This window comes from Arsukibacterium ikkense, from assembly GCF_000987775.1.
Taxonomy (GTDB): domain Bacteria; phylum Pseudomonadota; class Gammaproteobacteria; order Enterobacterales; family Alteromonadaceae; genus Alishewanella; species Alishewanella ikkense.
This window is the reverse complement of sequence record NZ_LAHO01000003.1, coordinates 105155-131496: the sequence shown is the minus strand read 5'-3', so window position 1 is coordinate 131496 and position 26342 is coordinate 105155. Positions and strand designations below refer to the sequence as shown.

Sequence of the window (26342 nt, the reverse complement as noted above, 5' to 3'; positions counted from 1 at the left end):
ATGGCATTTGAAAATTGGCAGCTGCAACCTGCTGAACTTTTTGCACAAGGTGCAGTGGTCCCGGTAATTGTGATTAAAGATCTGGCCGATGCCGTACCGATGGCGCAAGCGTTGCTGGCCGGCGGCATAAAGGTGCTTGAAGTCACGTTACGTACCCCGGTTGCGCTTGACGCAATAAAGCTGCTGGCCGAGCAGGTACCTGCAGCCATTGTCGGTGCTGGCACTGTTACCACCGCCGCGCAATTGCAGCAGGTTATCGCGGCAGGAGCGAAATTTGCCATTAGTCCGGGCCTGACCCGAGAATTACTGCAAGCTGGTAAAGACGCCAGCATTCCACTGATCCCGGGCATTGCCAGTATTTCAGAACTGATGGAAGGAACCGGGCTTGGCTATACCCATTTTAAGTTCTTCCCGGCGGAAGCGGCAGGGGGCGTGAAAACCTTAAAATCAATTCATGGCCCCTTTTCGGATATTCGTTTTTGTCCAACCGGTGGGATCAACGAGAAAAACTACCTTGAGTATCTGGCATTGCCTAATGTCAGCTGTGTGGGCGGTTCCTGGATAGTGCCAGATAGCGCGGTTAATGCCAAAGATTGGGCTCAGATAACTGAGTTAACCCGTATGGCAGTAACGACGGCAGCAGCCGCGGGCTAAGCTGGCTGTTTATCAAGCAATACTGTTTAGTTGCAACCGGCGTTTACGCCGGTTTTTTTGAATTTATGCGTTAAAGCGCGTATAGTGGCGCACCTTTTTCATCCAGTACAATCTGTAGCGGACCTTTTAGTGATCTCAACTGCCAATATTACAATGCAATTCGGCGCCAAGCCGTTGTTTGAAAACATTTCCATTAAATTCGGTGAAGGTAACCGGTATGGCCTGATCGGTGCCAATGGTTGTGGTAAATCGACTTTTATGAAAATTCTTAGTCGTGAACTTGAACCGACTGCCGGTAATGTCTCGGTTGAGCCAAACCATCGCGTGGCTAAATTGCATCAGGACCAATTTGCCTTTGAGCACTATTCGGTGATTGATACAGTGATCATGGGCCATGCACAGTTATGGGCAGTGAAGGAAGAGCGCGACCGTATTTATTCCAGTAGCGAGATGAGCGAAGAAGATGGCATGAAAGTCGCCGATCTGGAAGTGGCATTTGGCGAAATGGATGGTTACACCGCAGAGTCACGTGCCGGTGAACTGCTGATTGGCGTAGGGATCCCGGTTGAACAGCATTTTGGTTTAATGTCTGCTATTGCGCCTGGTTTTAAATTACGGGTGCTGCTGGCGCAGGTGTTGTTTGCCGATCCGGAAATTATGCTGTTGGATGAGCCGACCAATAACCTGGATATTAATACCATTCGCTGGTTGGAAAACGTATTGTCCGAGCGTAACAGCACTATGGTTATTATTTCGCATGACCGTCACTTCTTAAACAGCGTCTGTACCCATATGGCTGATTTAGACTATGGTGAACTGCGTTTGTATCCTGGCAACTACGATGAATACATGTTTGCCGCGACCCAGGCCCGTGAGCGTTTATTATCCGACAATGCCAAGAAAAAAGCCCAGATAGCTGAATTACAAACCTTTGTCAGTCGTTTCTCTGCTAATGCATCTAAAGCCAAGCAGGCCACGTCTCGTGCCAAGCAAATTGATAAAATTCAGTTAGACGAAGTTAAAGCGTCCAGTCGGGTTAATCCGTTTATCCGTTTTGAGCAGCAAAAGCAGCTGTATCGTTTAGCGCTGGAAGTGGAAGGCCTGAATAAAAGCTTTGGCGAGTTACAGTTACTGAAAAATCTGAGTATGACCATCGAAGTGGGTGAAAAAGTGGCCATCTTAGGGGCTAACGGTATCGGTAAAACCACCTTATTAAAATGTCTGATGGGTGATTTGGCCCCAGAGTCGGGCAATATAAAATGGTCTGAGAATGTTAAAATCGGCTACTACGCGCAAGATCATGCGCATGAATTCGCCGAACCGATGACCCTGTTCGACTGGATGAGCCAATGGAAACAACCATCAGATGACGAACAGGCGATCCGGGGAATATTAGGCCGTTTACTGTTCTCTCAGGATGAAATTAAAAAATCGGTGAAGGTTCTGTCCGGTGGTGAGAAGGGGCGGATGCTTTTTGGTAAGTTGATGTTGCAGCGGCCAAATATTCTGGTAATGGATGAACCGACCAACCACCTGGATATGGAATCGATAGAGTCATTGAATATGGCACTGGAGCATTACAAAGGCACCTTGATTTTTGTCAGTCATGACCGTGAATTTGTCTCGACGCTGGCCAGCCGGATCATTGAAATTACCGGCCAGGATGTCCGTAACTTTGCCGGTACTTATGAAGAGTATCTGGTAGCTCAGGCCGGTTAAATCCCCTTCGTTCAGTAGATACTGATGTAACGCATAGCCGGCAATGCTTTGTATTGCCGGCTTGTTTTTTGTTAAACCTGTCCCCATGTCTATGTTATAGCGAATTATTTATGGCGCAAAAGCAAAGCAGGCACGCTAAGTGATTCCGTCGTGCTATAGTTTTGTCAGTAGCTTAATTGCATTAGGAGACGATAATATGAAAGTAAATATCGGCATTGAAGAAAGCGAACGTAAAGCCATCTGTGCCGGCCTGGCTGTGTTACTGGCCGATACCTATACCTTGTATCTGAAAACCCATAACTACCATTGGAATGTCACCGGGCCGATGTTTCAAACGCTGCATACCCTATTTGAAACACAATATAATGAGCTGGCATTGGCGGTAGACGATATTGCTGAGCGCATTCGTGCTTTAGGCGAGTTCGCCCCAGGTTCTTATAAAGAATATGCCAGGCTAACCAGTATTAAAGAAGCAGATGGCATTCCCAGTGCCGAAGAGATGATTAAAGATTTAGTCAAAGGCCAGGAAGCCATCGCTAAAACAGCGCGCACCATAGTGCCGGTGGCAGACAAAGCGTCTGACGAAGTTACCCTGGATTTATTAACCCAACGGATGACGGTGCACGAAAAAACAGCCTGGATGTTACGCAGTTTGGTTGCGTAAAAGCAATGTGACAGCCAATTTACAAAAGCAGCACATAAAGTGCTGCTTTTTTATGCGCTGCGCTTAGAAAAAATAAAATCATGATTCAACGCGCAAAAAGTACTAAGTTTTTCCGGCAAAAACTTGTAAAATCGGCGCCAGCAGTAACACTTAAATGCATCAGTTGCGTTAAGTGCTGATAGACCAAACCGGAGATGTCCCCGATGAACGCCATGCAATATGCGCAAAAAGCTGTCGATTTGTTTGTCTTTCCTGATAGTTATATTCGCGTTAAAGAACTGATGGAATCAGATACTGCCAGTCTGGATGACATTGCGGAGGTTATTTTACTTGATCCTGTGTTAACGTCTAAATTGTTAAAACTGGCCAACAGTGCCGTATACCGATTACCTTACCAGGTTGAGTCGGTTAGCAAGGCACTACTGGTGCTGGGCAAGTCGCAACTTTATAATCTGGTGGTCAGTATTGCCGTGAGCTCAGCTTGCAGTAAATTGACGTCTTCTGCGGTAGATTTAGAACGGTTCTGGGAGCAAAGTGTTAATGCCGCTCTTATTGCTAAATATCTGGCCAACTTTTGTGGCTTACGTCAGCCTGATCGGTTATATGTTGCCGGCTTATTACATAACATCGGTGAATTAGTGGTGATGCAGCAAGCGCCGGAAAGTGCGGCCAGTTGCCAGAATTACACAGATGAAATCAAACCCTGGCAGTTACAACAAACGATACTGGGTTTTACCTATGCTGCCTGCGGTGCTGAGTTGCTTAACCTTTGGCAGTTACCTGACAGTATTGTTGAACCACTGGCTCGCCAGCATAGCACCCAGTTCAATGCGTCAGAACCGGATGTGCTGATCAGTTACCTGGCCGTCAGGCTGGCGCTGGCCAATCAGCATCCGGATTTATACAGTGTTAAAACGCTGGTTGATCCTTTTGTACTTGAATTGCTGCATCTTGAGCAAGCCGACTTAATTAAAGCCATCGATTTTTGTAACACTGAGGGCTTATTCATCCTTTCTGTGCTTAATCCGCGTATCAGCACTATATATTAACCCCGTCTTCCAGCGGCACTGTTTACAGTGCCGCAGCCATTTATTGGAATATTGTTATGTCTGAAGTAAAAACAAAATCATCGTTGTATACCGCCTATTCAGGTTCTGCACTGCTGGAAACACCGTTACTAAATAAAGGTAGCGCCTTTAGCCGGGAAGAGCGCTCTGTCTTTAACTTAACCGGCTTGTTGCCACCGCGTTTTGAAACTATTGAAGAGCAGGTCAGCCGGGCTTATCTGCAATACAAAAGTTTCGATACGGCTATTAATAAGCATATTTATCTGCGGGCAATTCAGGACAATAACGAAACCTTATTTTATCGTCTGGTGCAACAACACCTGGAAGAAATGATCCCCATTATTTATACGCCTACGGTTGGCGATGCGTGCGAGCAGTTCTCGGATATATATCGCAGCGCCCGTGGTTTGTTTATCAGTTTTGAAGATCGTTATAACCTGGATGATGTGCTGCGCAATGCCACCAAAGCCAAAGTAAAAGTATTAGTAATAACCGATGGCGAGCGGGTACTGGGCCTGGGTGATCAGGGTATTGGTGGTATGGGGATTTCCATCGGTAAGCTTTCGCTGTACACCGCCTGTGGTGGTATCAGCCCGGCTTACACCTTGCCGGTAATGCTGGATGTTGGCACCAACAACGAAAAGTTGCTGAATGACCCCATGTACATGGGGCTGCGCCAGAAACGGGTAGGGCAGGACGAGTACAACGAGTTTATTGAATTATTTATTAAGGCCGTAAAGCGTCGCTGGCCTGAGGCAATTATCCAGTTTGAAGATTTTGCCCAACCTAACGCTATGCCACTGTTACAACGCTATCGTGAGCAGATATGCTGCTTTAATGATGATATTCAGGGTACCGCTGCCGTTACTGTAGGTACATTACTGGCCGCGTGTCTGAGCAAAGGCGTAAAGCTTAGCAATCAGAAAGTGGTGTTTGTTGGAGCCGGCTCAGCCGGTTGCGGTATTGCCGAACAAGTGATCAGCCAAATGGTGGCAGAGGGCATAACAGAGCAGCAGGCCCGTCAGCAAGTGTTTATGGTAGACCGTTTGGGTTTACTGACGGATACAATGCCGGATTTACGTGATTTTCAGCAGGCACTGAGCCAACAGCAAGCCAGTATTGCCAACTGGAATTACAGTGGCGATTATCCCAGCTTGCTGGACGTTATGCACTGTGCCGCGCCTGATATTTTAATTGGCGTCTCGGGCCAGGCTGGCTTGTTTACTGAACAGGTGATCAGAGCCATGAAAAAAGGCTGCACCACACCTATTATTTTCCCGTTAAGTAACCCGTCGCGTCAGGTTGAAGCCACGCCGCAACAGGTTATTGAATGGACCGACGGCGATGTGATTGTCGCCACGGGCAGCCCATTTCCGCCAGTAGAGTATCAGGGTAAGCTGCATCATATTGCCCAGTGCAACAACAGCTATATTTTCCCGGGGGTGGGCCTGGGGGTGATTGCGGTAAAAGCCCGCTTAATCAGCGATGAAATGCTGCGGGCAGCCAGCAAAACCCTGGCTGCCACGTCCCCCTTGGCAAATACCGGTAAAGGGGGCCTGTTGCCACCTTTTACTGCGCTGGCCGAACTGAGTAAAAAAATCGCTTTTGCTGTTGCTAAAGTTGCACAACAACAAGGTTTAGCACTGGAAATTGATGACAATAGCCTGCAACAACGAATTGAGGATAACTTCTGGAAACCGCAGTACCGGCACTATAAAAGAGTCAGTGGTTAAACCTTGTTACATTTTGTTTTAGACGAACAGCCTTATTAACGGTACGCTGAAATCTCTGCCTGTTAATAAGGAACCGTAATGCGTAAGTCTCTACTCTGTATTGCTATTGCCAGTATGCTTGCTGGCTGTAACCCCAGTTCTGATATCAGTAAAAACAATCCTGCCAGCGCTGAACTAGCAGCCAGCCAGCAGGCTGCTAATGTCAAAACGTCGTCAGCTAGTGAGCGCCTGAACCAGTGGTTTGAAGAAAAGTTTGAGCAACAGCTACAGCAAAGCCCCATTCAAATGACATTTATGGGCCGCAAAGATAAGTACGATCAAATTGACGAAGTTACCCTTGCTGCTGAGGAGCAGCAACTGGCCTGGTTGGCAGCGACGGTTGCCGAATTAACCGCCAACTTTGCCTATGATGAACTGGATTTGGAGACGCAAACCTCTTATGACGTTTGGCTTTATCAGTATGAGCTGGCAAAAGAAGGCGCGACATTCCGACAGAACCGCTACGTATTTACCCAGATGCAAGGCATTCATGCGTTATTACCACAAATTCTTATTAATTTTCATAAAGTAGACAATGCGGATGACATGCAGGCCTACGTCACGCGTATTGAAGGGATAAGTAACGCGCTGACCGACTTGCTGCGCCGGGCACAACATAATGCTGCGCAAGGGGTAAGACCGCCTCGCTTTGCTTACGAAGGCGTGCTGGCGCAATTGAATAACTTGCTGACAGGTGCACCACTGATTGACGCTGAGCAGGATATTCCGTTATGGGCCGACACCAAAGCGAAAATCAGCAGCCTGATTGCTGCCGATAAATTAAGTGACGAGCAGGCCAGACAATTAACGCAGGCTGCTAAATTGGCATTGCAGCAGCATTTCCAACCGGCTTATTCCGCTTTAAAGCTGTGGCTGCAGGATGACATTGCTAACACTGATGCCGTTGCCACCGGAGTGGGCAAGCATATCAATGGTAAAGCCTATTATGATTATCAATTGAAAGTATCGACTACGACCGATTTAACGGCAGAGCAAATTCATCAGATGGGTTTGGACGAAGTTGCGCGCTTAACGGCTGAAATGATCGCCATCAAGGACCAAGTCGGCTTTCCCGGCGATTTAAAGGCATTTTTCGATTTTATCAAAGCCGATGATCAATTCTATTACCCCGATACCGATGCAGGGCGCCAGGCTTACCTTGACGACTCGAGTCAATACCTGGCGTTTATCGACAGTCGCCTGCCAGATTTTTTCCGCACCTTACCCAAGGCAGGGTTGGTGGTGAAAAGAGTGGAGCCTTTTCGCGAACAGCCGGGTGCAGCGCAGCACTATTTCCCCGGCACCCCCGATGGCAGCCGGCCCGGCGTTTACTATGCGCATTTATCTGATATGCGCTCGATGCCTAAAAATGAAATGGAAGCCATTGCCTACCATGAAGGCAGCCCTGGCCACCATATGCAAATTTCAATAGCCCAGGAACTGACCTCAGTGCCTACCTTTCGCACGCAGGCCAGGTTTACCGTGTACTCAGAGGGCTGGGCCTTGTATTCCGAATTGCTGGCCAAAGAAATGGGCGCATACCAGAACCCTTATTCAGATTTTGGCAGGTTGATTACTGAAATGTGGCGGGCAGTGCGCTTAGTGGTAGATACCGGCTTGCACAGTAAAGACTGGACTGAGCAACAGGCGATAGACTATTTTCTGCAGAAAACGCCTATTGCCGAGGGCGCAGTGCTATCTGAAGTACGGCGTTATCTGGTGATCCCAGGGCAGGCCACGGCCTATAAAATTGGCATGATGAAAATACAACAGTTGCGGCAATTTGCGGAACAGGAATTAGGTGATAAATTTGATATTCGTGATTTTCACGACACCATTCTAACCGGCGGTGCCTTGCCACTAAGCGTGTTAGAACGGCGCGTGCAAAACTGGGTTAACCAGTTAAAAACCGCGCCAGCGGCCTGAGTTTGCCTGCGGGCGGTTGCTTATTGCAGGTTAAGCATCAGCCGATGACAATATAGTCATTCTCAAAGTGGCAACCCTGATGTGTTGCCGGGTGCAGCTGAACATAGCGCCCGGCAACGTGCTCTATCGCCATGCATTGCTCTACTTCAAACACATTATCGGTATGGGGTTTATCCCATTGTACGCTCAGTTGCTGTTTGGCCAACTGTTTGGCATGCCTTACGTTGTCAGCGGCCAGCACCAGATAACGATGGTCCTCACCAAAAATACTGGCAAAATACCCACCTAAGTTAATAAAAAACAGTTTTGGACCGCTGGTAGCCGGGGCGTCAGCCAGGCTAACGGCAAAGTCACCGACACCTGATACCGCCATCCAGGCATCAATATGTAAGCCTTTGGGGTCGGCAAACCATAGCGCTTGCAGCTGTGGATAGGTTTGCGGTAAATTGTCGCCTGCCACAAATACCACATCATGCACTTCAATATTCGCCTTAGGGTGGGTGCCCCCCAGCATGACCATATACAACATTTATTCCATTCCTGATTTATTAGCCGTATGCCAATGTTAACTGGCAATGGGGCGAAATACTATCTGCGGCCCGCTATTCCAAATCAGTTTGAAACCTTTGTTTAATATAAATAAAAACAGTAATGGTAAAATCAGGGTTTTTAGCAGGAACAACGCCATTAAATTCAGGATATTGTTTACTGCGTTATCCAGACGCTGCTTCAACTGATAAACCTGGCGTGGATTCACCGCATCTTTAACCGCCGCAATGCCATCGCCTAACGAACTGAACGAGTTGGCTATCGCCGCCATAAAGCCAGGCGTTTTACCCTCTAATGCTAACTCTGCCAGTTGAATTTGATTGACAGTTTCTGTTAGTTGCCGTTGCAGTACTTTTTGTTCCGCTTGCCAGCTTTGCAACATGGTACGGCGTTGTTTAATTTGCTCATTCATTGTTTGCACCCGTGGGTCGGGGTTTAGGTAATTCAAACGCTGCAGCGCGCCAAGCTCGCGCACCAGGTTTTGTAGCTGCTGCTCACGCTGGCGTAATTCCTGCTGGCCTTGCTGTTGGCGTTGGCTCAGTTGGCTCAGGTTTTGCCGCAGTAGCTCAGCTTGTTGCTGTAGCTCTGTTATATTACTGATTAATGCCTGATTTAATGCCGGGTCAAGCTGCGGGTTGCTGTGTTCAGCCACCCCTTCAATGTTTTCCAGGATCTGCATTTGGTTTTCAGTGCGCTCATGCAGGAAGGCGTTATCGACGATACCATTGGCCGCCACCACTAAAACCAGACTGAAACGCAAGAATAGCAGAATAAAAAATATCTTCAATAACAGGTATTTAAGTTGTGCGCTGCGGATAAAGCCAGCCATTGCCGAGCTAACCAGTACTGAAAGCGCCGACAGGCTGAGCAACACTTTGAAAAAGTTGTCACTGACAATTTCCAGTAAAACTTTCTGAATAACCAGCGAGCCAATAGCCAGTTTCATAGCCGAGGAATATTGCTCGACTAAATCGTTTAGGGGATCCAGTACCTGGCCGGCGCCAACCGAACCACCGATACCAAAACTGAATTCAAAAGTGACAGACTGCAAAAAAGAAATCAGGGCATTCATGCCCCGGGCTATCACAAAAGCCGAGCTGGCCTGCACTAAGAGGGTTTGCCGGGATTCTGGAAATTTCTCATGAAAAGTATATTATCTAACTGATTCAGAAATATATTTCTGAATTTCCTTTCCGCAGCATCGCTTGTATTTAATAGAACTCTTGCAACAACACGTATCGTGATCTCTATACCCCGCTTTTAGCGCCCCCAATAGAAATCTTTTGGCTTCCATAAGTGGTTTCATTTTTGCTTCAGGTACAGTTATAAAACCGTACTCGAATTCGCGGCCATCCTGTAAAGCTTTGCTGATAAGTTCAGATATTTGGATAAAGTGATGAATGATGGTGTCATCACGTAACGCGAGTCTTACATTGTCAACACGTTTGCCGTCATATGGCCGCTTTGGAGTGTGAGCGAACAAAATAGTCTGTTCTTCATCTTGCTTCGGTGTGATATCGACCCAGTCCCCTTCCGGGCTTTGCCAAATAGCATGAAACTCTGCTTCTATCATGACATTTGGCCACTCCCAAATCTGCCACCCGCAAAGCATTTTCCCGCCACTTGAGAGAACTTTGCGTTCTACATTCGGAAAGCATTCGCTCACTATCGCGCCTGATTCAGGCTGCACTTTTACATAAACCGGTGGTGCCTTCAGGTTTAATTTTGATATTAACCTATTGACTTGCTTTGAGATGGTTCGCGGGGTGTTTGAGTTGGTCAAAATGCCCCCTTAATGGTTTCGGGTATACGGATTTAATGGTTGATGGGGCACCTTCACCCCATCAATCTGATACCACCCTCAGATGGTTGATAGATCGACTCCGTAGTTGAGTTCCTCTGCGAAGTCCGGCAGTCCGTAACCGATGGTTTTCTTGTAGAAAGGAGAGACCTTCGCAGTCGGTGCCTTCTTCTTGTGCTTCGTGGTGTAGGCGGCCAGCAGTTGCGGGAACGCGCCTGTCCAGGTCTCCATGATGAGGCGCTCCCGGTCTGAGACTTCGTGAGCGCGTTTCAGCAGGATTTTCCGGTCTCCCTTGAGAGTCCGGCTCTGGGACGGTTTCAGCTCCTTTCTGAGGCCCTTGCGCACTCTCTCTAGGGCATCGTTGGCCATGCGCACCACATGGAACTTGTCGACCACGATACGGGCCTGCGGCAGCACAGCCTTGACCGCTGCCCGGTAGGGGTTCCACATGTCCATGCTGACGATCTCGACCTTCTGCCGGTCTTTCAGCTTCATCAGGTAGTTGGTCACCACGTCCTGGCGGCGGGTAGCCAGCAGGTCGAGCAGGGTTCGCTCCTCAATGTTGGTCAGAATGCAGCGGTAGCGCTTGTTCAGGTATAGCTCGTCAATGCCCAGGATGCGGGGCGTCTCGAAGCGGTGCCAGCGCCCCAGGAACTCGGCGCGGGCGTTGAAGATGTCGCGCACCGTCTTCTCGTTCAGGCCGGTCTGTGCCGCCACAAAGGTGTAGGGGTGGTTGAAGGATTCCTTCTCCACGTACTCATGCAGCCGCAGTGTCATACGGAATCCGTCCACCATCTCCGGTAGCTGGGGCCTGAATGTTGTCTTGCAGGCCCGGCAGGTGTATCGGCGGCGGACCACCCAGAGAGTGACCCGCTTGCCGTGGATGGGCAGATCACGATAGGGAACGTCACGCTTGCCGAACCGTACGAACTCACCCTGCACGCCGCATTCCTCGCAGGCGATGGGATCGGGCACGTCCACCTGGAAGTGCATTTCGTCGTCGGTTGATTTGCAGCCCAGTACTTGGTATTGCGGCAGGTGAAGGATGTTGTCGGGAAGTTCGGTCATGGTGTTGTATAGGCGTAGGTGTCAGTCAGATCCATCCGGCTCGGCATTGGTGTTTGCTTTTTTACCCAACAAGCTGCTGGAAACTAAAAGTAAGGCACCGAGGACAATTGCAATATCAGCCAGGTTGAAGGCCGGCCAATGCCAGTCTCGCCAATAGAAATCAAAGGAATCCACAACATAGCCGCGAAAGACCCGGTCAATCAGGTTGCCCATGGCGCCACCGAGGATAAGACTGTAAGCGATGGCTTCTCCTTTATGACGATTTTCAAGGATCAGCTTGATCAGAAAAATCGAGACCACTACCGCGATTCCGATAAAAAAGTAGCGCTGCCAGCCTCCACCATTCGCAAAAAGACTGAATGCGGCACCGGTATTCCATACGTGTACCCAGTTAAAGAATGAGGTCACTGAAATAGACTCGCCATAGGCCATTGATTGTTGCACCAGCCATTTTACGGCCTGATCAGACGCTGCCAGCAGGCCGGAGATGGACAACAGAGCGTACGGTGACAGATGTTTGCCAAAAATGGACATTGCTTAATCCTTGAGCGCCAGAATGCGTCTAGCACCGTTAAGTACAATGACCCCCGCGATGGTGCCGATAATCAGATCCGGATAATTGGACCCGGTCCACGCGATCAGGGCGCCGGCGGTGATGACCCCCAGGTTGATCACCACGTCGTTGGCCGAGAATATCCAGCTTGCCTTCATGTGCGCCCCGCCCTCCCGATGTTTGGATATGAGCAGCAGACAACTGGTATTGGCAATCAATGCGACGAATGCGATAGCCATCATCACCAGCGATTCAGGCTCACTACCGAATACAAAGCGTCTCACCACCTCTATGAGTACGCCCACAGCCAAGATCAGTTGCAGTACACCAGCAAGATGCGCGGCACGTACCTGCATTTTCACGCTATGTCCAACCGCATAAAGGGCAAGCCCGTACACCGCCGCATCGGCAAAATTGTCCAGGGATTCTCCAATCAGGCCGGTGGACCGGGCGATCAGACCGGCAGTCATTTCCACCACGAACAGAAGTGCATTGATGCCGAGCAACCAGCGCAGGGTCCCGGATTCTTGCTTAGCAGAAGCTGCCGAAAACTCGGCGGCCTTGATGGTCTCCGGATTTGCAGCAACGCTTTCCTGAAGCGCGGCGCCTAGCCCCAAGGTCTTCAGTTTCGAGGTGACGGGCTCGACCTCGCCGTCATGCACGACCTTCAGCCGGCGGTTCGACAAGTCGAAGGACAGCGCCCGAATCTCCTCAAAGCCGTTCAGGGCTAGGCGAATCATTCGTTCTTCTGATGGACAGTCCATCTTCGGCACGGCATAAACACTGACCCATCTCCCTGGCGCCTCGGAGGAGGCCTGTATATCGGTATCCGCTGCGGACGTTGCATCACCGCCACAGGCGCCACCACAGGATTTGCTCATGATACGACTCCACTTGAACAATGTTGTGGTACCATTTTAAACTATAAAGCTACTATAAGGTCAATAGAGTAAAGAATCCGTTGGGGAGGAGGCTGATGCGCATTGGTCAGTTGGCGCAGTTGGTAGGGGTCGAAACACAGACGATCCGCTTCTATGAACAGCAGGGCTTGTTGCCGCCGCCTGATCGGCAGGACAACGGTTACCGTGTCTATACCGAGAAGCATGGTGAGGGGCTGGCCTTCATCCGTCGCTGCAGAATCCTGGGCCTGTCACTGGCTGAGATTCACGAACTACAGAGCTATCAGGACGACCCTCATCAGCCTTGTACCGCCGTCAACGCCTTGCTCGATGATCACATCTCTCATGTGCGGTCGCAGATAACCGCTCTGCAAGCGCTTGAGAAACAACTCGTTTCACTGAGAGCGAGTTGCAACGATGACCGGGAAGTTGAGGCGTGTGGGGTTCTTGCTGGAATTAGCGAAGGAAACATGCACCAGCAGTAGGTGAAGCATCAACCAGATAATCCGATGAGATGCCGGTCTGTCTCACTCTCATGCAAAGGTAAGATCAACCATTTAATCCGCTTACCCATGGTTTCTTGCTATAGTTACAAACTCTTTTATTACGGGATCCCAGTTATCCGGAGCGCCAAGCATTGTAGGAGTATCTAGCGCGTGCCGTCGTAACGCAGCCTCAAAAACTTTGATATCAAGTCCCGGACCAAAACGACTGTGCAAGTCATCCATGACACTGGCAAAGCGATTCTGATCCAGTTGGTGTCCGGTGTACCATGTTGGAATGCCTGCCCAAGGGGCTATTATGGCGTATACTTCATCTTCCATTTTTCTGTCCTTTTTGATTATTGCTATCACATAAATATATGACTATTAAGCTTTACATACTGTTTTAGCATATTTTATGTACTTAATCTTTGGTCGTTATTTTTCAGCCCAATTTACCGGATTAGCTAAAATAGCTGGCCATTGCCTCGAAGCCATGAATAACTTGGCAACCAAGCAGCTTTCCCAAATCAAGCTCTTCTGAGCTTATTAGATTTGCTAAGCGCCTGTCGGTTAGAAACACATCACAGATTGATAGCGCATCTGCTGCAACGGAAAAATCATTTAAATCCCCGCTTTTAAAGCGTCGGTTTGGATCTGTGCGTAGACTTCCATGCAAAGCACTCAACACTCGCAGTGTTGGAAAGGCTAAATAAAATGTATCCGACTGCCAGATTGCCATAATGTAACACGCCATTTCAGCCACAATTTTTGGTTCAATGGCCTGTCCTTCAATGTCTGCCCAGGCTTCAATACAGCCTTTTAGCTCCACAAAAATTGCCTGTTTTAGGGTGCCGACGTCGCCCTGATATTTGATTTTGGCTTCGTTGAGCGATGTAAGTCCGAGTTCATTATTCCATTTTTCGTCAGGTGCCGTCGCTGCCACTTTCAACTGCGCGGACATGGGCAATTCCGTCATCGCATCAAACCACGCCTTGTTAAAAGTGTTCTGGTCGATACTGGCAGTGACAAATGCAGGAAGCGTGGGGTAAGACAATTCCATCAGTTCCAGTGGACTGCATAAATAATCAGATGCGGCCTTGTGCACGTTCCATTGAGCTGAGGTGAGCTGCACCAGTTCTTCCCGGATCCGTTCATGTTGATGGACAATACAAAACCCGCTTGAGAACTCATCGACAAGGTCATTTAATAACGCTCGTGTTTCAGGGATGACCAGCGCATCTAACTCTACAAAGGTCGGAAAGGCGATGGGAAAGACATACTGACCCGAATGCGCTTTAGCGAAGAATGTCTCTGCGAACATGATCATGGCATCGGTCAATTTTGGTTTTTTGAGTTTATAATCAGCCAGGCATTTCCAGGCAAGTGTGTCGAGATACACCAGTTTTTTTCCTGAAATCATGTTGGCTTTTTGCTCTTGTATATACCGAATGTGTTTAGCAAGCGTTACATCCGGCGTCTGACGATGTTTCTCAATATGGTCTTGGAGCCGCTTAGACGCAAGCCGATGAAGTTCATGAAGTTCTGTCACTATTTTCACCTTCGCCAAACGTCTACTCAATGACTTTGACAGTAAAATCCAATGGTTCGGTTTTCCGGTTAATATCGATGTGATAATCCCCGTACCGATTAATATGAGATGTCCGGTAAGGTGACAAACCGGCCAACGTTTCTGGCGTAACCTCATGACCTGCTTCAGCCAGTTTCTTGAGGAGTTTTGTCATCTTTTCCGTGTTATACAGGATCACCATATTGGCAACAAGTTGATTATATTTCACTATTTTTTGCTGCTCGTGCCTAATATTCTCAGCAATGATCCCATCGTTGCCAAAAAATAACCATTTGGTGAAGTTATTGAAGGCTTCCGATTTGTTGGTTTCAGCATGGATGAGCTGACGAAGCTCGTGGTTATCAATGTAATTGAGCAAAAACATGGTTCTAATCAACCGTCCCAGCTCCCGAAACGCAAAGTACAACTTGTTCTTCCGGCTGAACGTCCCTAAGCGTTTGAGCAGTGTCGACGGTGTGATTCTGCCGAGTTTGATGGAGACAACTACCCGCAGCATATCTGGCAACCTGGCCTGGATCAGATCGAAATCAATAGAGCCTTTGAACAAGGCATCAATGTGCTGGTATTTCGTGTCTTTGCTTGGCCGGTATAAACTCAAATCCTGAATGTTTCGGATCCGGGGCATCAGTTTTATCCCCAATAAATGCGCCAATCCAAACACTGTGTAACTCTGGGATTGTGTATCACCATGCAGCGTATCCGGTTGAATGTCTGAATCGTTTTTCTGCACGATGTCCAGGATATGAACCCCTTCATAGGTACCACAAGGAATAAAATGGCTGAATAATGCAATGTAGGTGTCCGACACGTGATAATAACCTATACCGCCATAACCACCGTATCGGATATGAAATTCTGACATCAAATTCTGCTCATACAGCTCCCATTTAGTCCCATCTGCAGAGGCGTGTTTACCAGAGCCCCAATACTTCGGTAAATCAAACTGGTTGTATGCGTTGACGACTTTGGTCAACGCTTTTTCTAAGCGTTCTTCAGTGACATGGCGCAAGTTAAGCCAGGCAACTTGCTTCTGTGTAAAGCCTTTAACCGAGCGGGAAGTTTGAGCCGGCCCTAAATTACAACCGTAGCAAAACAGTGTGGTTAAAAAACGCTGCTCCGGAAATTCAATTTTCACTTGGTTGCCGGCAGCTGTGTGTATCAACTTGTGCAGTTCAAGCCAGTGCTCGCAGTCGGTCAGAATATCGACAATGCTCGAGGGCTCCATCCCATCGACAATCGCGGTGTCTAAGCGTTGGACGGCTGCGACAGGTCGTGCAGTATTGCTTTTCTTTAAACTAAGGCGTCCATCGATAAATTGGGCATGGCTATTACCAGGGAATGTGAGATCCACCGTCGTGGCCAACTCACTGAGCTCCTGCTGCAGTTCGGTGACAAATCGCTCAGCGTCATTAACGGGCTGTTCAACTTCCTGGGCATAGCGATCAATTTCCTGTTGGTACTCCTCCCAACTGACCAAATCCTCTCGGTAATCGTCATATTCCCTGGCGTGTACCACATGCAAATCCCCTGATTGAAGTTCTCGCCGGATCATAGAAAAGCACGCCAGTTCATATAGTTTGCGGTGATACAGTGCATTTCCTGCCACGTCACGTCTGATAATGTTTTGCCATTGCGGAGACAGAAGTGTAAGCAGATCGAGTTCATCCGATTGCAGTTGCGATACTGGCAGCATTTCTTTGTGACTGTTCCGCAGTGACTGTAGGTTGGCAATGAGTGAAATGGTGCTCTGATCGGTTGAGGTACTGCGAAGCTCCATGGCTTCCAGACACAAAAACAGCAAGGACCGTTTCTGATGATAAGGCTGCAGCATAAATGGTAAAAAACCATGGGCTACTGCCGCCAGATATTCCTGACACTTCGCCATTTGGGTGGTCAAGTCCGGTGAAAATGTTTTCTGAATAGCGTCAATTCGCTCTTCCGCGGTGCCTTCGCTACCAAACGCCGCCATGGCGTCAAAGTAACCACTAACGAGCGCTTCGCTTTCCTTTTGCCGGTTCAAAATATGCTGGTCGTAATTCTTTTTTGCGACACTCTCCAGTCCCCGCAGAATACGGATCATGATGTCTGCTACATCATCCAGTGCTTTCCCATGCTGACCCCGGATAAGGAGCACCGCTAACGCATAACGCTTTAGGGGCTTGAGTTCCCGCATATCTTTGGCGTCCAATGCACGGGCCTCCAGCATGAACTGACTCAGTTTGGTCGCGGGGAGGCGTATTTGTGGCATTTGCTCACTGAGCGATTTTAGCCAGGTCACATGCTGAATGTAGGAACGGATCTCTCTGGCGCTCGGCTTTTTGGGTTCTCGCTTTAACCGCTGCCAGGCGCTGTAACTTTCATTGACATCTTTGATCAGGAGTTGGTCCAACTCAGCTCTGGATTCCGGTCGCAACTCATCGTAAATGGCCCGGTAGTATTCAGTGTTCACCTCATTTCTGGCAGTTCTGGCTAAGCGCAGTAGACGAGTAAACCCCGGCAGCTCAAACCGGTGGTGGATCAGCTCCTCCAGCGAGACGTTGAGGATGTCATTAACGGCGTCTTTAACCAGTGCGGCACGCCTTGCCACCGTTTTCAACCATGCCCAATCAGCTTCCTGCAGCAATTTGACACCGACAAATTCGCGTATCTGCGCAAGATGTTTGGTTCTGGCTGTCGATTTAATATAGGCTGCCCAGTCCTTCGCAGAAGGCAGCGTAGTGATGCCTGTTAATTTTGCAAGGTATTTGATTAAGGTGTCTGGGCAGTCAAGGGGGGACACTACATACCCGAGCCGTTGCAGCGTTTTCAGTTGCACCAGAAACCCCAGTCGTTGGATGGGTTTTCTGATAGTACTGAGCCATTCCAGTTCGTAGTTGGTTGGTTGATACTGTTTGTTTAAGAGCTTGAGAGAAAAATTCGCCGGTAAGGTCGGGTATGCGGTTTGAGCAACTGTCGCCATTGATCATCCTTCACATCGTGCATCTCTTTTGGTGTCCAGAACAACATACCAGCGTATTAATTTCAATAGCGATTTCTTTGTTTATTTCAGTACATTAAATGAAATTAAATAGATGAAACTTAAATGGATGGCTACGTTGGATTATGGTTCATCTGCTGATACTCCTGCTCCAATACAGCCGTTTTCGAAGTTAACTTTGTCTATTGCTGAACATCTGTCTGCATTGGCTCTGAACAATTTGAAAAGGTCGTCTGCACTTAGAGCAAACTCTTGAATGGCAAAACGACCGTCAGACTGGAGCACATGAAAACGAACCTTCGTAGATGGCCCCGGTTTGTTTTGAGTGATATACGACATCATTTCAAGCGAGTGCTGATAAGAGCCTTGCTCATCTAAGAGCGGAATAATATCAAAGACGAGTAATTTATGCCCAGGTACCAGCAAGGCATCGTCGTCATTTCTCAGTTTCACTTTAGTGGCACCTGCTAATAAATCACTGCTGACCCATGCTCGGATCAGTGATGCAGGCGCGTCTCCCGTGTTTACAGCAGTCACACGAAGGGTCGTCCCATCAATAGAAGGCATAGTGAGTGAAGCCTCAGACTGAGGGGTATGAAAAATGCCATACAGTGATGGGATCACAATCCCAATAACAGAGATAAGTGCAGTGAGAAGCGCAAGTATCGTGCTAGAAAATGGGATAAAACTGAAGCAGTTTTGGTAAGAGCTGCATATCGAGCAAATTCGTGCGCCATGAGGGATTGGGTGACAGCAATGCTTACAGAGTACCTGTGATTTCTGCGTTGTATCAGGATCAGTCATATTTTACCTCAGTCTTATGAAACGATTACCCTCTGAAAATGGATCGTCCTTGGCACCATGCTTACTTCTTGGTTTCTTCCGGCATGGACCACATTCCACCAGCAAAAGCCACAGAATCCTTAATCAGTAAAATCAGCTCTTTGCGATAGTTCGTTCCATCCAAATCAGCATATCGCAGTGTGATTTTCAATCGGGAATTGTATTTCCAAAACGATTGTTGATTCACTCCAGTAAACCCAAATGAATTCGACACAGACTTGCCGTTCAGCAACACCGGGATCTCGGCGTCCTCCTGAAAACATTTTTTGACATGAGTCCATGTGGACCCCGGCTTTTTCCCTGCATGGGGCCCAGGCTGAATGCATTGTTCAAGATCGGAGTCCTCGCAGTAAAGCCGCACATTCACCGCTGGCCGGTTGCCGGTGTTCACCACAATCAGATTATAGGCAATGAACGCTTCATCTTGAGCTGTCGCTGTTTCTATGCATGCGACCACTATTGGGCAATTACTGCGCAGCCAATTTCGATGAGATATCCAGAGCGCTAAGCAGGATATGCCAAAAGCCGCGCTCGAAAGACCAACCTTACCAACGTCCATCCAATCCATATTCACCTCTTAATCCCATTGCTGCCCAGTAGCTTGCTCTTTCAGTGTAATTTCGACCATGCATTGATGCGCTCTGGCGGCATCATGGAGCTGTAGTAACAGGTCATCCACTATGCCATCCAGTTCCTCGTGATCCCGCGCCTGCATCGTCAACAAATAACTCTCTTGCTGGCTTCCTTTACTCATGGCGTAAGGTTTCAGACAGTACCGTTCTATATGCTGTCGAGCGGCCGAGCTTCGTCCACGTTGATGGTAAGGCTGAAGGTGAAGCCGTAATTCCAGGACATGTGTCTTTAACTGATTTTGCACTTGGCTCGGTGCGGGTAGCGCCAAAGCTTGGTCAATTGCCTGTTGAGAGAAAGGATCGTTTGATTCCAGATAGCGCATCGCAGACTTTACATCGCGCCATCCGACGTGTTCCATGAGTTGCTTCAGGGACCACCCTTGTTGGTTAGCCCAGTTTGCAAAGCCCCGGCGCAGCGAATGGCTGCTATACAGTGCCGCGTCGTCCACCTGAGCTTGTTGCAAAAGGTGTCGAAGTAACGGAATGATGCTATCGGCGCGTAGGGACGACTCAGAGACCATGCCCCAGCGATTGACTGCGCGAAACAAAGGGCCGGCCGCTTGTTGCAGTAACACCAAATACTGCCGGCAGGCGTCGACCGGGCATAGCCGCTGCAACTCAGGTAATCGAAAAGCCTGGCCTTGATTGGTCCGGTCAGTCTTACTTCGCGGCAGATAGGCGATCATCCCTTCACCTGGCACGAACTCCAGATGTTCGATGTGAAGACGACTGAGCTCGTCACTGCGAAAGGCACGCCAGAATCCCATCAGCACCAAGGCTTTATCACGAACGGCTCTCAGGTGCTTGGCATAGTTTTCTGTCTGCTGGGCCTGCAGTGCTTGCTGATCCAGATAGCCAATTATCTGCTCAAGCACATTGAGTTGTAACGGTTTAGCTTGTTTCGCTTTATCCGGATGCAGTTCTCGGATCCCTTTTAAGACCTGACGAACCAACGGAGCTTTGGTGGGGTCGGCAAAGCCTTGGGCCTGATGCCAACTGGATAGCGCGGCCAGCCGCTGCTTTAAGGTCGTGATAGCCAGTGTATCGGCGTAATGCGCTAGGTAGCGGGCCAACTCCGTGGCGGTGGTCGGCAACACGCCCCCCCAGGCAACTTCAAAATGTTCGACCACCGATTGATAACTACGCCGGGTATGTTCGCGTGTGGCAGCCTGTAAATAACGATCAACTTTACTCACCAGGCCACCTCCGTACTAAGACAGTTGTCGAATAGTGCCCATCGGCACAAACAATCGTTGCGGTTGGTCGGTCAGCGGCATAAACATGCCCATGTGCTGATAAAATCGTAGGGCCGCATCATCCAACACATCCAAGACTACGCCCAGGGCCGGTAAGCCCCGATCGGCCAGTTCAAGAGCTGTCCTCAGTGCCTGCACCAGTGTTTTAGCTCCTAGTTGCTGCCCCTGATAGTGAACAGACACGCCCAGTCGAGCCAGCAGCACGACCGGTACCGGATACGCCGGCAGTGATTTATTCTGCGCAGGCAGCTCTTCCCGTGCCACCGTACTACTGGCCAGAGTATAATAGGCAGCGATCGGTAGTTTACCGTGTTCGGCCTGTTCGGTCAGTACCCAGGTCCGGCTCAAACCCAAACCGCTATTGCGCACTGCGTACCGGCTCAGGTAGTCATTAAGACTTGCTTTGCCACAATCAAACCCTTTTAAATCATGCAGGGCTGCATCCAGCAGCACAAATTCCGCTGCCAAGGCCAATTAAAACCCCTCATGGTCAAGTCGGGCTGCCGCCGCCTTTAAGCGAGCATGCGGCGTGGGTGGCGCTTCACATACCTGCATAAACTGATCAAACTGGGCTGACGTCAATTCAATGGCTGCCTGAGCCTGCAGGATCTGTGGGGCATTGTCACGAATAAGACGAACCATAAACTCCGTCAGGGATGCGCAGCCTGAAGCAGCTGCCGCGCGTTCTGCCAATTGCTTGGTTTCTGCATCCACCCGCATTTCGATCCGCTCTCGAAGTACTGTTGCCATGATATCCCCTCTGTACAAAAAAAGACCTGCACAGTATAGACCTGTACGGCACATTGCCGCAAGAAAAAGCGTGATAATGCCGGCTGTGTTTTGCCCGGTACCGCACGCCATTATGTATGGCCGAAAGGCTATTTGGAGCTCTGATCTGCCATTACCCCTGATAATGCCCTATTATCAGGAGTTAGATTAAGCTGGTTATTTGCAATTTGCGGATATCGTAATATTATGTAATTACACATTACGTAATATTACGATTAAGGGTAAACCATGGCCAGAGACGGGATCACCAAGCATCAGGTTCAGCAGGTTCGGAACGAGCTCATTGCGCAAGGACGCCACCCATCTGTCGAACTGGTCCGGTCGGAGTTAGGCACCGGGTCGAATACCACGATTTTGAAGTACTTGCGAGAGCTTGAAGTCGATGAGAAAGGACGTCTTGACAACCTTTCAGCGCTAAGTGACGAATTAGGCCAGTTCGTGGGGCATTTAGCACAGCGCCTCCAGGAAGAGGCCATGCAGCGCATTCAGACTACGGAAGAGCGGCATAACCTCGTCGTCGCAGAGCGCCAACGACAACTTGACGTGCTACGACAGGAATTGATGGCCATCAGTGAACATCGGGATAAATTGGAACACCAACACCGCGAAGCCTTAGCGCAGATAGAAGAACTGAAACATGCCCGTCATCAGGATGCGTTGCAGTTATCTTCTATTACTGCGGAAAATCGCCATCTAAGCGGCACAATCCAGGATAAAGACAAGCATATTCAGTCGCTGGAAGAGAAGCATACTCATGCCCGTCAGGCGCTTGAGCATTATCGTGAGTCTGTGAAAACGCAACGGGAACAAGAGCAGCACCGGCATGATCATCAGGTACAACAACTACAGGCTGAGTTACGATTAAGCCACCAAGCGTTGAGCGTTAAACAACAGGAATGTACAACCTTAAAAGCTCAAACACAGCAACAGTCGGCGGAGTTGCAACACGCCACACAGTCTGTCAGTAAGATTGAGCAACAATTATTGGGGATCCAGAACAGCCAACAACAAACGGAGCAAAAACTCTATCGTAAAGATACCGAGCTAAACAGATTGCAAAAGCAACACGAAGACTTGCAGCAACAGTATGCGGAAGCGGCGGCTAAAGTTGCCAGTTTGCAAGAAAAAGAGCAAACCTGGCTGCAGGAAAAAGCAGCCTTATCCGCTTCGCTCATTACCCAGCAGCAACTCTGGCAGACATTCTCCACCGTCAACGCCATTTCGACGCCGCCCCGATATGCCAAGGGTGAAGACGTCATTGTGATCGATGCTGAACATGCCTTATATGACCGCATTGGCCAGGTTGAGCGTTGCGTAAAAAAGAGGGACGGCTCTGTGAAATACTCAGTGAGTTTTGACGGCGAAACTTATACTTTACCAGACCGGATCCTGAGACTGGCATAATCTGACATTATCATTGCAACTGGCCGATAATGGCCAGCTGTAAATAATGCATCACAACACTAAAAACTGTTCAACCAAATTGGTATTAAAATTTACCCCACACACAGGCAGCTGAGTCATCGCTATCTTCAGACGGTCATCACAAAAAAGCGTTTTACATCCTTCCAGTGCAGATTTAAAAATGAACTTGTCAGCCAGCTTACTCTCATCAAAAACCAATTTCTCTAACTCAGTTTCATGAGAAATACACTCAGCCAAAGACTCTGCGCCAAGCGCTAAACAGTTAAATAACCACCAATCTTTACCATTCAAGTCAATAGGTAAAAACTCACCGTGCGACGATAACTCTGAGGATAACGACTCATAAGCCAAGGGACTCAACAGCAAGAAACTCCCCCAAAGCGAAACATCGCTGGGTTCATTTTTACTCTTGTATTTTTTATTGAAGCCACAACTGGGCTTCACCCATCTGTCCGCAATGCTCACGTTGGCGTTTGAAAGCCGTCTCACCAACTTGAAGTCTTTATCGCCAAGCATTTCAGCCATGCTCAGCACATCATAATCGATAACCTCGTGCGTGTTTTTAGGCGCTTCAATTCGGAATATCATGAATCACCTCCGGGCGTCGTCTCATCCACCGAAAAAACACCATACCTTAATTGCCGTTTTACGTCTTTTAGCCAGCCGACAAAAACATGATCAGGTACGTTATCATTCATAAATTTCCGTGATATCCAGCGCTCATACTCAGTGCAATGCAGTGATCTGTGGCCAGAGGCTTCAGGCGTAGCCCAATCATCAGGTTTGTTTTTTTCATAATTTCTCAACCACATACCGTTTAGCGGATCATGAATGCCAATGCCATACGAGTGCAGATTGAGACGACAAATCATCATTTGATACTGCAAGTATCGTCCTTTGCCTGGAATGATATGGTGGGCTTCATGGATCGGGCTGGGTTTGGGCTCACCGGCAGCAAACAGGTTTTTTCTCAATGTCTTTGTGGGGTGATGCTTTTCTCTGGCCAATTCTTCCTGAGACATCGTTGCACATGCGTCTCTATATGCCTGTAAATGTTCATGCAGTTTGACCTGAGCGCCAATTTTTCTGCGTTCTATACGCAGGTGCTGCTGGTCTCTTTCACATTTGGCAATCCGGGCTTTCTTTGCCTTTTCACATTCATTAGCGGGAGTGACTTTATTTCGTTCAATGTGAAATGCCCGAGCCTTAAGCTCATAATTATAAATAACCATTTCAAGGGGGCTTGGGTTCAAAGGGCGCTGCGGCATAGGCAAAGCCCGGAAATAGTGTGTGGTGGTCGGTTTCATCCTGAAGTTCACTCCCTCATATATTTCAACGATTATCGGTATTCTAATTTTAGACGGCTGCCATATCAATCATTTGTAAATTTATTCTTTACGTATATTTCACTTATTTCGGCAGATCATGGATAATAGGCACTTTCCAGTGCTGCCGGCTGGCAAATTTTCAATTAATGGACGATTGGTGATGGGCGATGTAATAACCGATGACTTTCAGTCTAATCGGTTCCACGTTTACGTATGAACTTATAAGATCCACAATGAAAATCTTACATATGCAGGTAATTTCTGCCAGCATTAAAACCGTTCTCTGGAGTATAAAACTGATCTTTCGGCGAGCTCGCTCTTTTTAACCGTCGCTTTATACGGGTAAAGGCAGAGCGGTATGCTACTTGCTTAAATTTCGTTCTACAAGAAAACGAGAGTTTGTTGTAGGAATTCACGGGCATTGGGTGCCGATATATTTACGCAAAGCGTTATTAAGGAGCTACTGAGAATCCCCGTGAATTGATGAAAAGTTATGTTTTGACTATTTTAAGGAGAAAACTCATGTCTCATGAAAAATACCGTAGTTGTATCGAAGCCTGCAACCGTTGCGCTGACGCCTGTGACCACTGTTCGACAGCTTGTCTCAAAGAGAGTAACGTAGCACAAATGGAGCGCTGCATACGTCTGGATATTGATTGTGCCGCGTTATGTCGGTTTGCCGCAGCCGCAATGGCTCGAGGCAGCGAATACGCCAGCGATATTTGTAGATTATGTGCGGAGCTTTGTGATGCCTGTGGCGAGGAATGCGGTAAACACGAAGCAAACCACTGCCAGGAGTGCGCTCAAGCTTGTCGTGATTGCGCAGAGGCTTGCCGAACAATGGCCGCGTAAGCTGTTGACTAGCCTTACCATGTCGTGGCTATAGTGATGTATCTAAAACGTATCTGTTATAAAGAAAAGGCTTCACAGTCTGAGAGGTTCCCGCAAGTTTTGTCCCAGCATAAAAGATACACTGCGGTTTTCAGCTTGAAGTAAGAGTACCGGATAACCTATTTTTTAAGGTTATCCGGAGTTCGCTCTGGTGAATTAACCTTGCCGCGATGTAACAGTTGCTGATTAGTCGGCGGAGCTTGATTGTTATAACTTAGAAGCTTAACCATCCCGCTTGCTCTGCCGCCGTGCCAATTAAATTCATGGCAAAAAAGCTAATGTGCCAATGAGCTAGTCGCGCGGCCAAGCTGGTTAATGATTGACCTGCTTAAATGTATTGCAGTTTTCACCTTGGCGTTAAGCACTTGTCGACGCTGCCCTAATTATTTCTCTTCCACTCTTACTGAGACAGATGTTCGATAGCACTAAATAGACAACAAGCTATGGATCTGTAATGTTAATTTACTTCTGATGGTTGACTGTTGATCCACTTGACTTAATCCGGTGTTTGAACTTTTATGCAAACTGACTTATCATATGTTAACTACAATTCTGGATTACGTATGCGCTCAGGTAATTTATTTATCATAGTACTTTGCTTGCTGTTTCTCCTTAAGGGAACTGGCCTGTATGCTATGGTTCATTGCCAAAGCCAGCAACATCACCAAAGCGCAATAACGTCAGATGCAATGACTGTTCAGGAGTCATTTGCCAATCATCACCACTCTTCACCAGATGCTAACAACACATCGCCAAACATGTCCGTAGATAACACCGTCGGTAATATATATGTAACCAGTGCCGAGCTTTGCGAAGCCTGTGACCATTGCTGCTCAATCCATTGCGTGTCGTTACCAGGGGTATCCGCAGCAGCTGAAGTACCTTGCCATGACAAAGTACTGCAAAACACCTATTTTCATACTACCGGTATTGTTTTACCACAAGAACGCCCACCAAAGACCGTGTAACCCTCTTAGTTCGACCTGGAATTACCGATGTAATGCTTGGCAACCATGTTGGTTCGCTGACATTTTTCACCTATGCATCATGTAGTTAAATTTATTGAGGATATTTATATGTATAAGAGCATTGCCACCAAAGGGTTGGCGGTCGCTGGGCTTTGGCTATTCAGCATTTTTGCTACGAATAATGTGATAGCAAACGAGCCAACAATACCGGCGCCACTGCAAAATGATGACATGCAGACAGTATCACCTTATATGCCGGTTGCACCGCAGCAAATGAAGGTCCCGGTTGTCAGTAATTGGGCAGAAGTTAATCAACGTGTCCACGAAATTGGTGGCTGGATGTTTTATGCCTCTGAGGGGGCGATGGACCACGAGCATCATAAGCAGCCTGAGCAGCCTGAGCAGCCTGAGCCAAAAACTAACCATCACGAGGGCCACTGATTATGTCAATGCCTTCAAGAAAGCTCGCTAATACATCCTTAGTGAAG

At 48.3% G+C, this 26342-nt stretch carries 27 protein-coding genes; 11 read left to right on the top strand and 16 right to left on the bottom strand.

The genetic code is table 11. The features are described from left to right. From WG68_RS04290 to WG68_RS04265, 6 genes are all read left to right on the top strand, one after another. On the top strand, positions 1-654 hold the full coding sequence (locus WG68_RS04290; RefSeq protein WP_046556424.1) for a bifunctional 4-hydroxy-2-oxoglutarate aldolase/2-dehydro-3-deoxy-phosphogluconate aldolase: 654 nt from the start codon (positions 1-3) through the stop codon (positions 652-654). Positions 655-783: 129 nt separating this feature from the next. After that, positions 784-2373, top strand: coding sequence for an ABC-F family ATPase (locus tag WG68_RS04285; protein WP_046556615.1), 1590 nt, complete (start codon positions 784-786; stop codon positions 2371-2373). Between the two features lie 196 nt (positions 2374-2569). Then, positions 2570-3037, top strand: a complete 468-nt coding sequence (locus tag WG68_RS04280) for a Dps family protein (protein WP_046556423.1) — start codon at positions 2570-2572, stop codon at positions 3035-3037. Between the two features lie 203 nt (positions 3038-3240). Further along, the gene (locus WG68_RS04275) at positions 3241-4086 is read left to right on the top strand and encodes an HDOD domain-containing protein (RefSeq protein ID WP_046556422.1); all 846 of its coding nucleotides are present in this window, start codon (positions 3241-3243) and stop codon (positions 4084-4086) included. A 56-nt stretch (positions 4087-4142) separates the two neighbouring features. Next, entirely contained in the window at positions 4143-5837 is a 1695-nt protein-coding gene (locus tag WG68_RS04270) for an NAD-dependent malic enzyme (protein WP_046556421.1), read from the top strand. Positions 5838-5915: 78 nt separating this feature from the next. Continuing rightward, on the top strand, positions 5916-7802 hold the full coding sequence (locus WG68_RS04265) for a DUF885 domain-containing protein (protein WP_046556420.1): 1887 nt from the start codon (positions 5916-5918) through the stop codon (positions 7800-7802). 37 nt (positions 7803-7839) lie between these two features. On the opposite strand, the gene WG68_RS04260 is transcribed toward WG68_RS04265, so the two are convergent. The 6 genes from WG68_RS04260 to WG68_RS04235 all read right to left on the bottom strand — a co-directional run bounded on the left by WG68_RS04260 (position 7840) and on the right by WG68_RS04235 (position 12654). Beyond that, on the bottom strand, positions 7840-8331 hold the full coding sequence (locus tag WG68_RS04260; protein ID WP_046556419.1) for a DUF1543 domain-containing protein: 492 nt from the start codon (positions 8329-8331) through the stop codon (positions 7840-7842). 36 nt (positions 8332-8367) lie between these two features. After that, positions 8368-9459, bottom strand: a complete 1092-nt coding sequence (locus WG68_RS04255; RefSeq protein ID WP_046556418.1) for a hypothetical protein — start codon at positions 9457-9459, stop codon at positions 8368-8370. Positions 9460-9504: 45 nt separating this feature from the next. Then, entirely contained in the window at positions 9505-10134 is a 630-nt protein-coding gene (locus WG68_RS04250) for a zinc chelation protein SecC (protein WP_233079392.1), read from the bottom strand. A 78-nt stretch (positions 10135-10212) separates the two neighbouring features. Beyond that, positions 10213-11220 carry an ISL3 family transposase gene (locus WG68_RS04245; RefSeq protein ID WP_046556417.1) on the bottom strand — a complete coding sequence of 336 codons (1008 nt, stop codon included), beginning with the start codon at positions 11218-11220 and terminating at the stop codon, positions 10213-10215. A 21-nt stretch (positions 11221-11241) separates the two neighbouring features. Continuing rightward, positions 11242-11754 carry a signal peptidase II gene (gene lspA / locus WG68_RS04240; protein WP_046556416.1) on the bottom strand — a complete coding sequence of 171 codons (513 nt, stop codon included), beginning with the start codon at positions 11752-11754 and terminating at the stop codon, positions 11242-11244. 3 nt (positions 11755-11757) lie between these two features. Beyond that, positions 11758-12654 carry a cation transporter gene (locus WG68_RS04235; protein WP_046556415.1) on the bottom strand — a complete coding sequence of 299 codons (897 nt, stop codon included), beginning with the start codon at positions 12652-12654 and terminating at the stop codon, positions 11758-11760. Between the two features lie 95 nt (positions 12655-12749). On the opposite strand from WG68_RS04235, the gene cadR reads away from it, so the two are divergent. Beyond that, the gene (cadR, locus tag WG68_RS04230; RefSeq protein ID WP_004364961.1) at positions 12750-13157 is read left to right on the top strand and encodes a Cd(II)/Pb(II)-responsive transcriptional regulator; all 408 of its coding nucleotides are present in this window, start codon (positions 12750-12752) and stop codon (positions 13155-13157) included. Between the two features lie 81 nt (positions 13158-13238). On the opposite strand, the gene WG68_RS04225 is transcribed toward cadR, so the two are convergent. The 8 genes from WG68_RS04225 to WG68_RS04190 form a co-directional block, all read right to left on the bottom strand. Next, positions 13239-13496 carry a hypothetical protein gene (locus WG68_RS04225; protein ID WP_046556414.1) on the bottom strand — a complete coding sequence of 86 codons (258 nt, stop codon included), beginning with the start codon at positions 13494-13496 and terminating at the stop codon, positions 13239-13241. Positions 13497-13617: 121 nt separating this feature from the next. Further along, positions 13618-14706 (bottom strand): hypothetical protein, encoded by a 1089-nt coding sequence (locus WG68_RS19795; RefSeq protein WP_233079389.1) that lies wholly within the window; start codon positions 14704-14706, stop codon positions 13618-13620. Between the two features lie 22 nt (positions 14707-14728). Beyond that, positions 14729-17704, bottom strand: a complete 2976-nt coding sequence (locus tag WG68_RS04215) for a Tn3 family transposase (RefSeq protein WP_046556413.1) — start codon at positions 17702-17704, stop codon at positions 14729-14731. A gap of 141 nt (positions 17705-17845) precedes the next feature. Continuing rightward, on the bottom strand, positions 17846-18526 hold the full coding sequence (locus tag WG68_RS04210) for a hypothetical protein (protein WP_046556412.1): 681 nt from the start codon (positions 18524-18526) through the stop codon (positions 17846-17848). A 61-nt stretch (positions 18527-18587) separates the two neighbouring features. Then, entirely contained in the window at positions 18588-19133 is a 546-nt protein-coding gene (locus tag WG68_RS04205) for a hypothetical protein (RefSeq protein WP_046556411.1), read from the bottom strand. Positions 19134-19142: 9 nt separating this feature from the next. Continuing rightward, positions 19143-20393, bottom strand: coding sequence for a site-specific integrase (locus WG68_RS04200; RefSeq protein WP_046556410.1), 1251 nt, complete (start codon positions 20391-20393; stop codon positions 19143-19145). 15 nt (positions 20394-20408) lie between these two features. Beyond that, positions 20409-20927, bottom strand: coding sequence for a GNAT family protein (locus WG68_RS04195; RefSeq protein ID WP_046556409.1), 519 nt, complete (start codon positions 20925-20927; stop codon positions 20409-20411). Next, positions 20928-21203 carry a type II toxin-antitoxin system TacA family antitoxin gene (locus WG68_RS04190; RefSeq protein ID WP_046556408.1) on the bottom strand — a complete coding sequence of 92 codons (276 nt, stop codon included), beginning with the start codon at positions 21201-21203 and terminating at the stop codon, positions 20928-20930. Positions 21204-21470: 267 nt separating this feature from the next. Here WG68_RS04190 and WG68_RS04185 point away from each other — a divergent pair, with 267 nt between their 5' ends. Further along, on the top strand, positions 21471-22646 hold the full coding sequence (locus WG68_RS04185; protein ID WP_046556407.1) for a DNA-binding protein: 1176 nt from the start codon (positions 21471-21473) through the stop codon (positions 22644-22646). Between the two features lie 51 nt (positions 22647-22697). On the opposite strand, the gene WG68_RS19020 is transcribed toward WG68_RS04185, so the two are convergent. Beyond that, complete coding sequence (locus WG68_RS19020) at positions 22698-23255, bottom strand: hypothetical protein (protein WP_052748956.1); 558 nt, start codon at positions 23253-23255, stop codon at positions 22698-22700. Further along, complete coding sequence (locus WG68_RS04175) at positions 23252-23974, bottom strand: AHH domain-containing protein (RefSeq protein ID WP_046556406.1); 723 nt, start codon at positions 23972-23974, stop codon at positions 23252-23254. The genes WG68_RS19020 and WG68_RS04175 overlap by 4 nt, the downstream gene beginning before the upstream one ends. Positions 23975-24478: 504 nt before the next feature. Between WG68_RS04175 and WG68_RS19960 the strand changes: the two genes are divergently transcribed. The 3 genes from WG68_RS19960 (at position 24479) to WG68_RS04165 (ending at position 26295) form a co-directional block, all read left to right on the top strand. Continuing rightward, positions 24479-24847 (top strand): four-helix bundle copper-binding protein, encoded by a 369-nt coding sequence (locus WG68_RS19960; protein WP_324292073.1) that lies wholly within the window; start codon positions 24479-24481, stop codon positions 24845-24847. Positions 24848-25404: 557 nt separating this feature from the next. Continuing rightward, positions 25405-25854, top strand: coding sequence for a hypothetical protein (locus WG68_RS19520; RefSeq protein WP_152663025.1), 450 nt, complete (start codon positions 25405-25407; stop codon positions 25852-25854). Positions 25855-25962: 108 nt separating this feature from the next. After that, a complete protein-coding gene (locus WG68_RS04165; RefSeq protein WP_152663024.1) occupies positions 25963-26295 on the top strand; it encodes a hypothetical protein in 333 nt (110 codons plus the stop codon). Positions 26296-26342: the final 47 nt, after the last annotated feature.

Excerpts from the sequence above, each read along its gene's own strand:
- lspA (WP_046556416.1), bottom strand. The coding sequence starts at position 11,754 with ATGTCCATTTTTGGCAAACATCTGTCACCGTACGCTCTGTTGTCCATC.
- WG68_RS04165 (WP_152663024.1), top strand. The coding sequence starts at position 25,963 with ATGTATAAGAGCATTGCCACCAAAGGGTTGGCGGTCGCTGGGCTTTGG.
- WG68_RS04270 (WP_046556421.1), top strand. The coding sequence starts at position 4,143 with ATGTCTGAAGTAAAAACAAAATCATCGTTGTATACCGCCTATTCAGGT.
- WG68_RS04275 (WP_046556422.1), top strand. The coding sequence starts at position 3,241 with ATGAACGCCATGCAATATGCGCAAAAAGCTGTCGATTTGTTTGTCTTT.
- WG68_RS19960 (WP_324292073.1), top strand. The coding sequence starts at position 24,479 with ATGAAAAGTTATGTTTTGACTATTTTAAGGAGAAAACTCATGTCTCAT.
- WG68_RS04290 (WP_046556424.1), top strand. The coding sequence starts at position 1 with ATGGCATTTGAAAATTGGCAGCTGCAACCTGCTGAACTTTTTGCACAA.
- WG68_RS04235 (WP_046556415.1), bottom strand. The coding sequence starts at position 12,654 with ATGAGCAAATCCTGTGGTGGCGCCTGTGGCGGTGATGCAACGTCCGCA.
- WG68_RS04210 (WP_046556412.1), bottom strand. The coding sequence starts at position 18,526 with ATGACTGATCCTGATACAACGCAGAAATCACAGGTACTCTGTAAGCAT.
- WG68_RS04185 (WP_046556407.1), top strand. The coding sequence starts at position 21,471 with ATGGCCAGAGACGGGATCACCAAGCATCAGGTTCAGCAGGTTCGGAAC.
- cadR (WP_004364961.1), top strand. The coding sequence starts at position 12,750 with ATGCGCATTGGTCAGTTGGCGCAGTTGGTAGGGGTCGAAACACAGACG.
- WG68_RS04215 (WP_046556413.1), bottom strand. The coding sequence starts at position 17,704 with ATGGCGACAGTTGCTCAAACCGCATACCCGACCTTACCGGCGAATTTT.
- WG68_RS04265 (WP_046556420.1), top strand. The coding sequence starts at position 5,916 with ATGCGTAAGTCTCTACTCTGTATTGCTATTGCCAGTATGCTTGCTGGC.
- WG68_RS04260 (WP_046556419.1), bottom strand. The coding sequence starts at position 8,331 with ATGTTGTATATGGTCATGCTGGGGGGCACCCACCCTAAGGCGAATATT.
- WG68_RS04280 (WP_046556423.1), top strand. The coding sequence starts at position 2,570 with ATGAAAGTAAATATCGGCATTGAAGAAAGCGAACGTAAAGCCATCTGT.
- WG68_RS04190 (WP_046556408.1), bottom strand. The coding sequence starts at position 21,203 with ATGGCAACAGTACTTCGAGAGCGGATCGAAATGCGGGTGGATGCAGAA.
- WG68_RS04225 (WP_046556414.1), bottom strand. The coding sequence starts at position 13,496 with ATGGAAGATGAAGTATACGCCATAATAGCCCCTTGGGCAGGCATTCCA.
- WG68_RS19520 (WP_152663025.1), top strand. The coding sequence starts at position 25,405 with ATGCAAACTGACTTATCATATGTTAACTACAATTCTGGATTACGTATG.
- WG68_RS04175 (WP_046556406.1), bottom strand. The coding sequence starts at position 23,974 with ATGAAACCGACCACCACACACTATTTCCGGGCTTTGCCTATGCCGCAG.
- WG68_RS04245 (WP_046556417.1), bottom strand. The coding sequence starts at position 11,220 with ATGACCGAACTTCCCGACAACATCCTTCACCTGCCGCAATACCAAGTA.
- WG68_RS19020 (WP_052748956.1), bottom strand. The coding sequence starts at position 23,255 with ATGATATTCCGAATTGAAGCGCCTAAAAACACGCACGAGGTTATCGAT.
- WG68_RS04205 (WP_046556411.1), bottom strand. The coding sequence starts at position 19,133 with ATGGATTGGATGGACGTTGGTAAGGTTGGTCTTTCGAGCGCGGCTTTT.